This is a genomic window from Streptomyces sp. NPDC051563, from assembly GCF_044454225.1.
GTDB lineage: Bacteria > Actinomycetota > Actinomycetes > Streptomycetales > Streptomycetaceae > Streptomyces.
The window spans coordinates 32,006-43,515 of sequence record NZ_JBITDL010000002.1; the positions used below are offsets into that span (position 1 = coordinate 32,006).

An 11,510-nucleotide genomic window follows, 5' to 3' on the forward strand; every position below is an offset into this window, starting at 1 on the left:
CGACCAGGCGACTCCGGCCGCTCCCGCGAGCCCGGCGGCCCCGGCCGAACCGGCCACCCCGGCGGAACCGGCTGACCGGGCGACTCCGGCCGCTCCTGCGAGCCCGGCCACCCCGGCCGAACCGGCTACCCCGGCCGAACTGGCCGATCCGGCCGACCAGGCGACTCCGGCCGCTCCCGCGAGCCCGGCGGCCCCGGCCGAACCGGCCACCCCGGCGGAACCGGCTGACCGGGCGACTCCGGCCGCTCCCGCGAGCCCGGCGGCCCCGGCCGAACCGGCCACCCCGGCGGAACCGGCTGACCGGGCGACTCCGGCCGCTCCTGCGAGCCCGGCCACCCCGGCCGAACCGGCTACCCCGGCTGAACTGGCCGATCCGGCCGACCAGGCGAATTCGGCCACTCCGACGAGCTTGGCCGCTCCCGTGAGCCGGGCGGTTCCGGTGAGCCCGACCGCTCCAGGGAGCCCGGCGGCCCCGGCCGAACCGGCCACCCCGGCCGAACCGGCCGATCCGGCTGACCAGGCGGCTTTGATCGGTCCCGCGAGCCCAGCCGCTCCCACGAGTCCGGCGGTTCCCACGAGTCCGGCGGTTCCGGCGAGCCCGGCCACTCCGGCGAGCCCGACGGCCCCGGCCACGGCCGAACCGGCGACCCCGCCCGCTCCGGCCGACGGCCCGGCAGCCGAGGCCGGGGCCGAGCCCGAGCGTGAGTCCGAGCCAAAGTCCGAGCCCGGGGCCGAGGCAGAGCAGAAGCCCGGGTCCGAGGCGGAGCCCAAGGTCGAGGCTGAGCGTAAGCCGGAGCCCGAGGTCGGGGCCGAGCGCAAGCCCGAGCCCAAGACCGAGGCCGAGCCTGAGTCCGAGCCGGAGCCGAAGCCCGAGTCCGGCTCCGAGCCCGAGTCCGGCTCCGAGCCCGGCTCCGCGTCCGCCCCCTCGCCGGACCCCTCCTCGCCGGACCCCACCCCCACCCGCACCACCCCAACCACCCCCACCGACCCCAACCACCCCACCGGAGGCGCCGCGTGAACGACGTCCTCGACGTCGCCCTGCGGCTGATCGTCGTCTTCGCCGTCTTCCTCGTGCTCCCGCTCGTCGTCGGGCAGACCGAGCACAAGGTGATGGCCCACATGCAGGGCCGCCTCGGCCCCATGTACGCCGGCGGCTTCCACGGCTGGGCCCAGCTCGTCGCCGACGGAGTCAAGTTCGCGCAGAAGGAAGACATCGTCCCGGCCAACGCCGACCGCCGCGTCTTCCAGCTCGCCCCCGCCGTCGCGCTCCTCCCGTACCTCCTGGTCCTCCTCGCCATCCCGATCGGCCCCGGCGAGGGCGCCGTCGGCCAGGTCATCGACGCCGGGCTCTTCTTCGCGCTCGCCGTCATGGGCATCGGAGTGCTCGGCTCCCTCATGGCCGGCTGGGCCTCCGCGAACAAGTTCTCCCTCCTCGGAGGCCTCCGCACCGCCGCCCAGCTGCTCGCCTACGAGCTCCCCATGCTGCTCGCGGCGGCCTCGGTCGCCATGGCCGCCGGAACCGTGTCCCTCCCCGGCATCGTCGGTGCCTTCGAGTGGTGGTGGCTGCCCTGGCAGATCGTCGGCGGACTCGTCTTCTTCACCGCCGGCCTCGCCGAACTCCAGCGTCCCCCCTTCGACATGCCCGTCGCCGACTCCGAGATCATCTTCGGCGCGTACACCGAGTACACCGGCCTGCGCTTCGCGCTGTTCCTGCTCGCCGAGTACGCCGGCATCGTCGTCCTGTGCGCCCTCACCACCGTCCTCTTCCTCGGCGGCTGGCACGGCCCCTTCGGCGGCGACGGCTTCGGCTGGGCCTGGACCCTGCTCAAGATCGCCGCGCTCTCCTTCGTGGTGATCTGGCTCCGCGTGAGCTACCCCCGGCTCCGCGAGGACCAGCTGCAGAAGCTCGCCTGGACCGTACTCATCCCGCTCGCGCTCGCCCAGATCGCGCTCACCGGCATCGTGAAGGTGGCGATCCAGTAAATGCCCCCCATCCCCGGTTCCGGCCTCGCCAAGGGCCTGGCCGTCACGCTGCGCACGATGACGAAGCGCTCGCACACCGCCCAGTACCCCGAGGTGCAGCCCGAACTCCCGCCGCGCTCGCGCGGGGTCATCGGCCTGTTCGAGGAGAACTGCACGGTCTGCATGCTGTGCGCGCGCGAGTGCCCCGACTGGTGCATCTACATCGACTCCCACAAGGAGACGGTCCCGGCCGCCGCCCCCGGTGGCCGTGAGCGCAGCCGCAACGTCCTCGACCGCTTCGCCATCGACTTCTCCCTCTGCATGTACTGCGGCATCTGCATCGAGGTGTGCCCCTTCGACGCACTGTTCTGGTCGCCGGAGTTCGAGTACGCGGAGACCGACATCCACGAACTGACCCACGAGCGCGACAAGTTGCGCGAGTGGATGTGGACCGTCCCGGCCCCTCCCGCCCTGGACCCGGCCGCCGAGGAGCCCAAGGAGATCGCGGCCGCCCGCAAGGCCGTGGAGAAGGCGGAGACCGCTGCCGCGGCAGCCGCCGCTGCCGCAGCCGCCGAGGCGAACCCCGCCACCACGGCCCCGGACTCCACCACGGCCCCGGAAGGAGACGCGTGATCACCGCAGCCGCCCAAGGCAACGGCTTCCTCTCCCCGACCGGCGTCGAGATCGCCTTCGTCCTCGTCGGCCTCGCCACCCTCGGCGCGGCCGCCGTCACGGTCACCACCAAGCAGCTCGTGCACGCAGCCCTGTGGCTGGTCGTCGCCCTCGGCGGGATCGCCGTCGAGTACCTGCTGCTGACCGCCGAGTTCATCGCCTGGGTCCAGGTACTGATCTACCTCGGTTCCGTGGTCGTCCTCCTCCTCTTCGGACTGATGCTCACCAAGGCCCCCATCGGCCGCTCGCCGGACGCCGACTCCGGCAACCGCCCGGTCGCCCTCGGCGTCGCCCTCGTCGCGGCCGCCGCGCTCGTCTGGGTGGTCGTCGACGCCTTCCGCACCACCTGGATCGACCTCGACGGCCCCGCCCAGGGCTCCACCAAGGTCTCCGGAGAGATCCTCTTCCGGCACTGGGTGCTGCCGTTCGAGGCGCTCTCCGTCCTCCTCCTCGCGGCCCTGATCGGCGCCATCGTGCTGTCCCGCAAGGACCCGGCCGACACCGCGCCCGCCGCCGACAAGAAGGGGCAGCGCTGATGCACCTCGCCTACCCCGCCGTGCTGGCGGCGCTCCTCTTCTGCACGGGCCTGTACGGAGTGCTCGCCCGCCGCAACGCCATCCTGGTTCTGATGTCCGTCGAGCTGATGCTCAACGCCGTCAACCTCAACCTGGTGGCCTTCGACGTCTGGCTGCGCGACAGCCTGCACGCCGGACAGGCCCTCACCCTCTTCACCATCGCCATCGCCGCCGCCGAGATCGGCATCGGCCTCGCGATCGTGCTGATGGTCTACCGCAACCGGGGCACCGCGGACGTCGACCGACTGCGCGACACCGCCGAGGGCCACGAGCCGGACGGCCCGAACCCGGCCGGCCCGAACCCGGGCAGCGCGAACCCTGCGACCGGAGCCGCCGCGTGAGCACCCCGACCCTCGCCGTACTGGTCCCCCTCCTGCCCTTCCTGGGCGCGCTCGCGGGACTGCTGCTCGGCCGCACCGCCCCCGGCTTCGTCAAGCCCCTCGCCGTCCTGCCCACGCTGGCCGCCGCCGTCCTCGCGGTCCTGGTCGCCTTCCGCCAGGGCGGCGGCAAGGCGATCGACACGGCGACCGAGCTGACCCCGACCGGCTCGGTGCCCATCGAGCTCTCGCTCCACCTCGACGGTTTCGCCGTCATGGTGGCCGTCCTCGTCGGCCTCGTCGCCACCTGTGTGCAGATCTACTCGACGGCCTACCTGCGCGAGGACCCGCGCTACCCGTCCTACGCCGCTCTGGTCTCACTGTTCACCTCCGCCATGCTGCTCGTCGTCTATTCCGGCGACCTGATGGTGCTGCTGGTCGGCTGGGAGATCATGGGCATCTGCTCGTACTTCCTGGTCGGCCACTACTGGGAGACCGAGGCGGCCCGCTCCGCCTCCCTGAAGGCTTTCCTCGTCACCAAGCTGGGCGACGTCCCCTTCCTCATCGGCCTGTTCGCCCTCGCCACCGACGCCGGGTCCTTCCGGATCACCAAGATCCTGGGCACCGTCGCCGCGGGCGGGCTCGACCACCCGACGCTCATCGCGCTGCTCCTGCTGGCCGGAGTCGCGGGCAAGTCCGCGCAGTTCCCGCTGCACACCTGGCTTCCGGACGCCATGGCGGGCCCCACCCCGGTCTCCGCACTGATCCACGCGGCGACGATGGTCGCCGCCGGCGTCTACTTCGTGGCCCGTCTCCTCCCCGTCTTCGCGGCCTCCCGGGCCGCGCTGGTGGTCTTGGCCGTCATGGCGGCCGTCACGATGGTCGGCTCCGCCCTCGCCGCCCTGGCCCAGGACGACATCAAACGGGTGCTCGCCTACTCCACGATCGGCCAGCTCGGCTACATGACCGGGGCCCTGGCCGTCGGCGACCGCGCGGCCGCCGTCTTCCACCTCCTGTCCCACGGCGCCTTCAAGGCGCTGCTGTTCCTCGGCGCCGGCGTGATCATCCACGCCGCGGGGACGAACTCCCTCTCCGCCATGTCCCGCATGGACGGCCTGGCCAAGCGCATCCCCGACGCCTTCTGGACGATGACGATCGCGCTGCTCGCGCTCGCCGCCTTCCCGCCCTTCGCCGGCTTCTTCTCCAAGGAAGCCGTCCTCGTCGCCGCCGAGCACACGGCCGGCGGCCACTCGGAGCTCGCCCCGAGCGCGGCCGGCTGGGTGGTCCTCGTCGCCGGCGTATTGACCGCCCTGCTCACCGCCGCCTACGCCACCCGGCTGTGGCTGATGGCCTTCCGCGGCCGGGGCGCAGCCGCCCCCGACCACGGCAAGGAGCCCGTCGCCATGACCGGCGTGCTGTGGCTGCTGGCCGTCCCGTCCGTGGGCTTCGGCCTGCTGGCCGGGCCCCTCTCCGACTTCTTCGACGGCCGCGAGCTCACCCCGTCGCTGACGACCTCGGTCCTCGGCACCGGCGCCGCCGCCGTCGGCGCGGTGCTCACCTACGCGCTGTGGCAGCGCGCCCAGGCCCAGGTTCGAGTCCAGCCCCAGGCAGTCCCGGCCGGAGCCACCGCCGCAGTGCCCGCGGCCGTCGCCGCCGCCGAGTCCGCCGCGGAGAGCCCCGAAGTCGCCGAGGTCACCCACGACCACCCGGTCGTCTCCACGGCCCCCGCCGCCGACCCCGGCCGCGCGCTGCTCGGCCCGCTGCACCGGCACGCCGCCGTCGGCTTCCACCTCGACGCCGTCTACGACCGCCTGTTCGTCCGCCCCGTCCGAGCCGCCGCAGCCCTCGTACGCTTCCTCGACCGCGAGGTAGTGGACTCGTACGTCCGTGGCGCGGGCCTCGGACCCCGGCTGCTCGGCGGCCTCGTGCGCCGCGCCCAGACCGGCAACGTGCAGAGCTACCTGAGTGCCCTGCTCGCCGGCGCCGTGGTCCTGGCGATCGCCACCGCCGTCCTCGCCAACGTCAACGCCGGATCGTGAGCCGTGAGTCAGCCGTGATTGATATCAGCCCGTCCGTGATGCAGTTCCTTCTGGCGTTCGTCGTGGCCGGCCCGCTCGTCGGCGCCGTCGCCGCCCTCCTGCCGGCCCCGCCCGGACTGAAGGGCAAGAGCCCCGAACAGGCCGTGCTGCGCCACGGCGTGACCGTGACCGGTGCCATCCTCGCCGCGGCGATCGTCCTCGCCGTGGGCTTCGACCACGACGCCCCGTCCCGCTTCCAGGCGACGACGGACATCAGCTGGATCCAGGCCCTGAACGTCCGGATCCACCTCGGCATCGACGGCATCTCGCTCCCCCTCCTCCTGATGACCGCGCTGCTCTTCTTCCTCTGCGCGCTCTACAGCTACTTCAAGCTCCCCGCGGGCCCCTCCGCGAAGGCCTTCGTCGCCCTGCTCCTGGTCCTGGAGTCCGGCACCCTCGCCACCTTCGCCGTACTCGACCTGCTGCTGTTCTTCCTCGCCTTCGAGATGGTCCTCATCCCGATGTACTTCCTCATCGCCCGCTGGGGCGGTGCTCAGCGGCAGGAGGCCGCCTGGAAGTTCATCCTCTACACCCTCCTCGGCTCCGTGGTCATGCTGCTCGGCCTGCTCCTGATCGGGCTGAACAGCGGCACCTTCGACATGGTGGCACTCGCCTCCGACAACGGCCGCGAACTGTCCCACACCACCCAGGTCCTGGCCGTTCTCGCCATCGGGATCGGGCTCGCCGTGAAGACCCCGATGTGGCCGCTGCACAGCTGGCTGCCGGACGCCCACACGGCCGCGCCCACCGTCGGCTCCGTCCTCCTCGCCGGCGTCCTGCTGAAGATGGGCACCTACGGGTTCGTCCGGATCCTGCTGCCCGCCACCCCCGACGGCATGGCCACCTTCGCCCCGTACCTGGGCGCCTTCGCCGCCGTCGGCATCGTCTACGGGTCCCTGGCCTGCCTCGCCCTCGCCCGCAAGGGCAACAAGGGCGACCTCAAGCGCCTCATCGCGTACTCCTCCGTCGGCCACATGGGCTTCGTCCTCCTCGGCATCGCGTCCATGACCCCCACCGGCGTGAACGGCGCGCTGTTCGCCAACGTCGCGCACGGTCTGATCACCGGCCTTCTCTTCTTTCTTGTCGGTTCGCTCAAAGACCGTTACAACACGGCCGATCTCGACACCCTCGCCGGAGCCACCGGAGCGGCCCTCTACGGCCGCGCCCCGCGCTTCGGAGCCCTCCTCGCCTTCGCCGCCATCGCCTCGCTCGGCCTCCCCGGCCTGGCCGGCTTCTGGGGCGAGATGCTGGCCCTCTTCGGCGCGTTCGACCCCGCCGAGGGCCTGCCGCGGCCCGCGTTCCTCACGTACATGGCGTTCGGCGCGTTCGGCACCCTGCTCACCGCCGCCTATCTTCTGATCGTCGTACGGCGGGTGTGCATGGGCGACCCCAAGGCCGCGCGCGAACAGGCCGCCGCCCCGGTGGTCCTCGCGGACATCCAGCGCTACGAGTACGCCGCCTGGACCCCGCTCGTCGCCCTCACCCTCCTCGCCGGCCTGTGGCCCGCGGTCCTCCTCGGCCTCACCGACCCGGCCGTCCAGAAGCTCCTCGCAGGAGGGAACTCATGACGGTCCTTCAGCCCCTCGTCCAGCCGCTCGTTCAGCCGCTGGTCCAGCCGCTCACCCGGCCGTTCGTCACCGCCGCGGCCGGCGCCGACGCCCCCAGCCTCGTCCAGTCCGTCGACTGGCTCGCCATCGCGCCGGTCGTCATCACCGCCGCCGTCGGCCTCCTCGTCCTGGTCCTCGACCTCTTCGTACCGGAGCACCGCAAGCCGCTGCTCGGGTGGATCTCCGTGGCCGGACTGGCCGCCGCGACCGCCACCCTGCTGCCGCTGCGCGCCGGCGACCGCAGCACCTTCTGCCTCACCGGACCCGGCACGGCGGACCCGGCCGCGTGCAGCTACGCCGCCGACCACTTCGCGCTCGTCGTCCAGTTCCTCGTCCTGGGCGGCGCCCTGGTCACCGCCCTGCTGTCGGTCACCGCCGTCCGCGAGGCGCGCATGCCCGCCGGCGAGTACTGGTTCCTGCTGCTCTCCTCCGCCGCCGGCGCGGCCCTGCTGCCCGCCGCCCGCGACCTCGCCACCCTGATCGTCGCCCTCGAGGTCGCCTCGCTGCCCGCCTTCGCCCTCGTCGGCATGCGCCGCGGCGACCGGCTCTCCTCCGAGGCCGCCCTCAAGTTCTTCCTGTCCTCGGTCACCGCCACCGCCGTCTCCCTGATGGGCGTCAGCTTCGTCTACGCCGCCACCGGCTCCCTGCACCTCACCCAGGTCGCCGACCGGCTCGAGCGGGTCCCCGGACAGCTCGACACCCTCGCCATGGCCGGCGTCGCACTCACTCTGGTCGGCTTCGCCTTCAAGACGGCCGCCGTCCCCTTCCACTTCTGGGTCCCGGACACCTACGTCGGCGCCCCGCTGCCCGTCGCCGGATACCTGTCGGTCATCGGCAAGGCCGTCGGCTTCACCGGCCTGATCCTCATCACGGTGATCGCCTTCCCGGCGTACTCCGACGTCTGGGGACCGGCCCTCGCCGTCCTCGCCGCGCTCACCATGACCCTCGGCAACGCGGCCGCCCTGCGCCAGTCCGCCGACCGCCCGAACGGAGCCGTACGCCTCCTCGCCTGGTCCTCGGTCGGCCAGGCCGGCTACCTCCTGGTCCCGATCGCGGCCGCCGCCTACGCCGGCCGCGACCAGATCGGCTCCACCGTCGCCTACGCCCTCATGTACGCCGCCGTGAACCTCGGCGCCTTCTCCGTGGCCGCCCTGGTGGCCCGTACGAAGCCGCTGCACCGCCTCGCCGACTACCGGGGCCTGTACGCCGAGAACCCGCTCGCCGCCCTCGCGATGGGCTTCTTCCTGCTCTGCCTGGCCGGTCTGCCGCCGGGCATCATCGGGCTCTTCGCGAAGGTCACCGTCTTCCGCTCGGCGGTGGACGCGGGCCTGGGCTGGCTCGCCGTGGTCATGGCCGTCAACGTCGTCGTCGCCCTGTACTACTACCTGCGCTGGACCGCCCTGCTCTTCCGCACGCCCGACGGGGACGCGGCGCAGGAAGGTGCCCGGGAGGGCGCCCAGGAGGGCGCGCAGCCCCGTACGAGGACCCCCTGGCCGGTCACGGTGGCCATCGTGCTCACCGCCGCCACCGCCCTGGTCCTCTCGGGCGCCCCGCAGCTCGTCCTGCGGTTCGCGACCGGCAGCCTCTTCCCGCTGTAGGAGCGCTGCCGGGGCCCGGCCGGGGCCCCCTCCGGATCCCGTTCGGAGCCGCGCCGGAAGCCTGGTCGGAGCCCTTCCGGCGCCCTGCCGCAGCCGCCCCGCCCGCGCGTCCGTAACCCGTACGGCCTAACCCGCGGTGCGCCCGCCGCCGGCCTCCGGCGTGCCCGCCGGACCCCCGTCCCCCGGTCCACCGGGGCGGCGGGGACGGGCGGGCCCGGGGAACCTGCCGCCCTCACCTCGCGTTGACCAGGAAGGAAGGGTCCACTGGACCGTAGGCCCTCCGATCCCCAGATCCTGGACGGGTCCCCCTGCCGCACCACTTGGAGGGCGCACCGTGCACCGCCGGCACAACGGGCTGAAGACCGCCGTACTCCTCGGTGGTCTGTCGGCCCTCATCATCCTCATCGGTAGCTTCTTCGGCCGGGGCGGCCTGATCGTCGCCGTCCTCGTGGCCCTCGGCACCAACGCGTACGCCTACTGGAACAGCGACAAGCTGGCCCTGCGCGCGATGCGGGCCCGCCCCGTCAGCGAGTTCGAGGCGCCCGAGCTCTACCGCATGGTGCGCGAGCTCTCCACGTCCGCGCGCCAGCCGATGCCCCGGCTCTACATCTCCCCGACCGAGGCCCCCAACGCCTTCGCCACCGGCCGCAACCCGCGCAACGCCGCCGTCTGCTGCACCGAGGGCATCCTGCGCATCCTCGACGAGCGCGAACTGCGCGGGGTCATCGGCCACGAGCTCAGCCACGTCTACAACCGCGACATCCTGATCTCGTCCGTCGCGGGCGCCCTGGCCTCCGTGATCATGTTCCTGGTCAACTTCGCCTGGCTGATCCCCGTCGGCCGTTCCAACGACGACGAGGGCCCGGGCCTCTTCGGCATGCTGCTGATCATGATCCTGGGCCCGCTGGCGGCCTCCGTCATCCAGCTCGCCATCAGCCGCTCGCGCGAGTACGAGGCGGACGCCTCCGGGGCCCAGCTCACCGGGGACCCGCTCGCCCTCGCCAGCGCCCTGCGCAAGCTGGACGCCGGCACCAAGCAGCTCCCGCTGCCCGCCGAGCCGAGGATCGAGACGGCGAGCCACATGATGATCGCCAATCCCTTCCGACCCGGGGAAGGATTGTCCAAAATGTTTTCCACGCACCCCCCGATGGCCGAGCGCATCGCCCGGCTCGAACAGATGGCAGGACGCAGCCAGTGAAGACCATCCTGAACATCATTTGGCTCGTCCTCAGCGGAGTCTGGCTGTTCCTCGGCTACTGCCTGGCGGGCGTGATCCTCTGCATCACCATCATCGGAATCCCCTTCGGCATAGCCTCGTTCCGCATCGCCGTGTACGCCCTGTGGCCCTTCGGGTACACGGCCGTCGAGCGGCGTGACGCGGGCGCCGCGTCCTGCATCGGGAACGTGCTGTGGCTGGTCCTGGCCGGCTGGTGGCTGGCCCTCGGCCACATCGTCACCGGCATCGCCCTCTGCATCACGATCATCGGCATCCCGTTCGGCATCGCCAACTTCAAGATGGTCCCGCTCTCCCTGCTCCCGCTGGGCCGCGAGATCGTCCCCACGGACGCTCCGTTCGCCTCGCGCTGAGCCGCGCCGGACCCGGAGCCGGTTCATCCACTCGTATTAAAGTTCCGGGTTGCGGAGAGTGGCGCGGACGAGCGGCACGCACAACGGGCAGGGAAGAACCGATGTCGACTGAGCCCTCTGAGCCTTGCAAGCCCTCCGAGTCCGTTGGGCCCTCCGTGACCCTCTCCGTGGTCGTGCCGATGTACAACGAGGAGGACGCGCTGCCGGCCCTGGTCGGCAGGCTGCGCCCGGCACTCGACGGCATGGCCGTCCGCTACGAGGTCGTCGCCGTCGACGACGGCAGCAAGGACCGCACCGCGGAACTGCTCGGCGAGTTCCAGACCTCATGGCCCGAACTGCGGGTCGTGCGGCTGCGCGGCAACTCCGGCCACCAGGCCGCCCTCACCGCGGGCCTGCACAGCGCCACGGGCGCGTACGTGGCCAGCATCGACGCGGACCTCCAGGACCCGCCCGAGAAGATCCCCGAGATGCTCGACCTGGCCCGCGCGGACGGCCTCGACATCGTCTACGGGGTCCGGGCCGACCGGAGCACCGACACCGGATTCAAGCGGCACACGGCCGGCGCGTACTACTGGCTGGTGCGCCGCCTGGTCGGCAAGCAGGTGCCCGCGCAGGCCGGCGACTTCCGGCTGCTGAGCCGCGCCGCGGTCGACGCGGTCAAGGCCATGCCCGACCAGCACCAGGTCTACCGCCTGCTCGTGCCGTGGCTCGGTTTCCCCAGCGGCCAGGTCTCCTACCAGCGCGAGGAGCGGGTGGCGGGGGAGACCAAGTACCCGCTGAGCAAGATGCTGCGCCTCGGCGTCGACAGCGTCATCAACTTCTCCGCCGCTCCGCTGCGGCTGGCGACCTGGCTGGGCGTGGCCAGCTTCTTCGGCTGCCTGCTGATGGTGGGCGCCACCCTGGCGATCTACCTGAAGGGCCACACCGTCCCCGGCTGGACCTCGCTGTTCATCGTGATGCTGTTCCTCGGCGGCGTGCAGCTGATCTGCGTCGGCCTGCTCGGCGAGTACATCGGCCGCATCTACACCGCCGTGCAGCGCAGGCCCACCTTCTTCGTCGGGTACGACTCCCACGCCCCGGCGCGGAACGCGGAGCACCGGGCCGACTGAGGCCG

General features: G+C 72.3%; 12 protein-coding genes. 11 read left to right on the forward strand and 1 reads right to left on the reverse strand.

Features of this window, described 5'->3' with window-relative positions; genetic code table 11:
* A partial coding sequence (locus ACIA8F_RS02290) for a hypothetical protein (protein ID WP_399376282.1) occupies window positions 1-399 on the reverse strand: 399 nt, incomplete at its 3' end.
* A gap of 40 nt (window positions 400-439) precedes the next feature.
* Between ACIA8F_RS02290 and ACIA8F_RS02295 the strand changes: the two genes are divergently transcribed.
* The 11 genes from ACIA8F_RS02295 (at window position 440) to ACIA8F_RS02345 (ending at window position 11,505) form a co-directional block, all read left to right on the forward strand.
* Window positions 440-1,018: a hypothetical protein gene (locus tag ACIA8F_RS02295; RefSeq protein ID WP_399376283.1), complete on the forward strand. Its 579-nt coding sequence runs from the start codon at window positions 440-442 to the stop codon at window positions 1,016-1,018.
* On the forward strand, window positions 1,015-1,983 hold the full coding sequence (locus ACIA8F_RS02300) for an NADH-quinone oxidoreductase subunit H (RefSeq protein WP_399376284.1): 969 nt from the start codon (window positions 1,015-1,017) through the stop codon (window positions 1,981-1,983). The genes ACIA8F_RS02295 and ACIA8F_RS02300 overlap by 4 nt, the downstream gene beginning before the upstream one ends.
* Window positions 1,984-2,595, forward strand: a complete 612-nt coding sequence (locus tag ACIA8F_RS02305; RefSeq protein ID WP_399376285.1) for a NuoI/complex I 23 kDa subunit family protein — start codon at window positions 1,984-1,986, stop codon at window positions 2,593-2,595.
* The gene (locus tag ACIA8F_RS02310; protein WP_399376286.1) at window positions 2,592-3,170 is read left to right on the forward strand and encodes an NADH-quinone oxidoreductase subunit J; all 579 of its coding nucleotides are present in this window, start codon (window positions 2,592-2,594) and stop codon (window positions 3,168-3,170) included. Before ACIA8F_RS02305 ends, ACIA8F_RS02310 begins: the two co-directional genes overlap by 4 nt.
* Window positions 3,170-3,550 (forward strand): NADH-quinone oxidoreductase subunit NuoK, encoded by a 381-nt coding sequence (gene nuoK / locus ACIA8F_RS02315; RefSeq protein WP_399376287.1) that lies wholly within the window; start codon window positions 3,170-3,172, stop codon window positions 3,548-3,550. Before ACIA8F_RS02310 ends, nuoK begins: the two co-directional genes overlap by 1 nt.
* Window positions 3,547-5,565 (forward strand): NADH-quinone oxidoreductase subunit L, encoded by a 2,019-nt coding sequence (locus ACIA8F_RS02320; RefSeq protein ID WP_399376288.1) that lies wholly within the window; start codon window positions 3,547-3,549, stop codon window positions 5,563-5,565. The genes nuoK and ACIA8F_RS02320 overlap by 4 nt, the downstream gene beginning before the upstream one ends.
* 38 nt (window positions 5,566-5,603) lie before the next feature.
* The gene (locus tag ACIA8F_RS02325) at window positions 5,604-7,172 is read left to right on the forward strand and encodes a NuoM family protein (protein WP_399376617.1); all 1,569 of its coding nucleotides are present in this window, start codon (window positions 5,604-5,606) and stop codon (window positions 7,170-7,172) included.
* The gene (locus ACIA8F_RS02330; protein WP_399376289.1) at window positions 7,169-8,809 is read left to right on the forward strand and encodes an NADH-quinone oxidoreductase subunit N; all 1,641 of its coding nucleotides are present in this window, start codon (window positions 7,169-7,171) and stop codon (window positions 8,807-8,809) included. Before ACIA8F_RS02325 ends, ACIA8F_RS02330 begins: the two co-directional genes overlap by 4 nt.
* A gap of 334 nt (window positions 8,810-9,143) precedes the next feature.
* Window positions 9,144-10,007, forward strand: coding sequence for a zinc metalloprotease HtpX (htpX, locus tag ACIA8F_RS02335; protein WP_399376290.1), 864 nt, complete (start codon window positions 9,144-9,146; stop codon window positions 10,005-10,007).
* Entirely contained in the window at window positions 10,004-10,396 is a 393-nt protein-coding gene (locus tag ACIA8F_RS02340; protein ID WP_399376291.1) for a YccF domain-containing protein, read from the forward strand. The genes htpX and ACIA8F_RS02340 overlap by 4 nt, the downstream gene beginning before the upstream one ends.
* Window positions 10,397-10,497: 101 nt before the next feature.
* On the forward strand, window positions 10,498-11,505 hold the full coding sequence (locus ACIA8F_RS02345; protein WP_399376292.1) for a glycosyltransferase family 2 protein: 1,008 nt from the start codon (window positions 10,498-10,500) through the stop codon (window positions 11,503-11,505).
* Window positions 11,506-11,510: the final 5 nt, after the last annotated feature.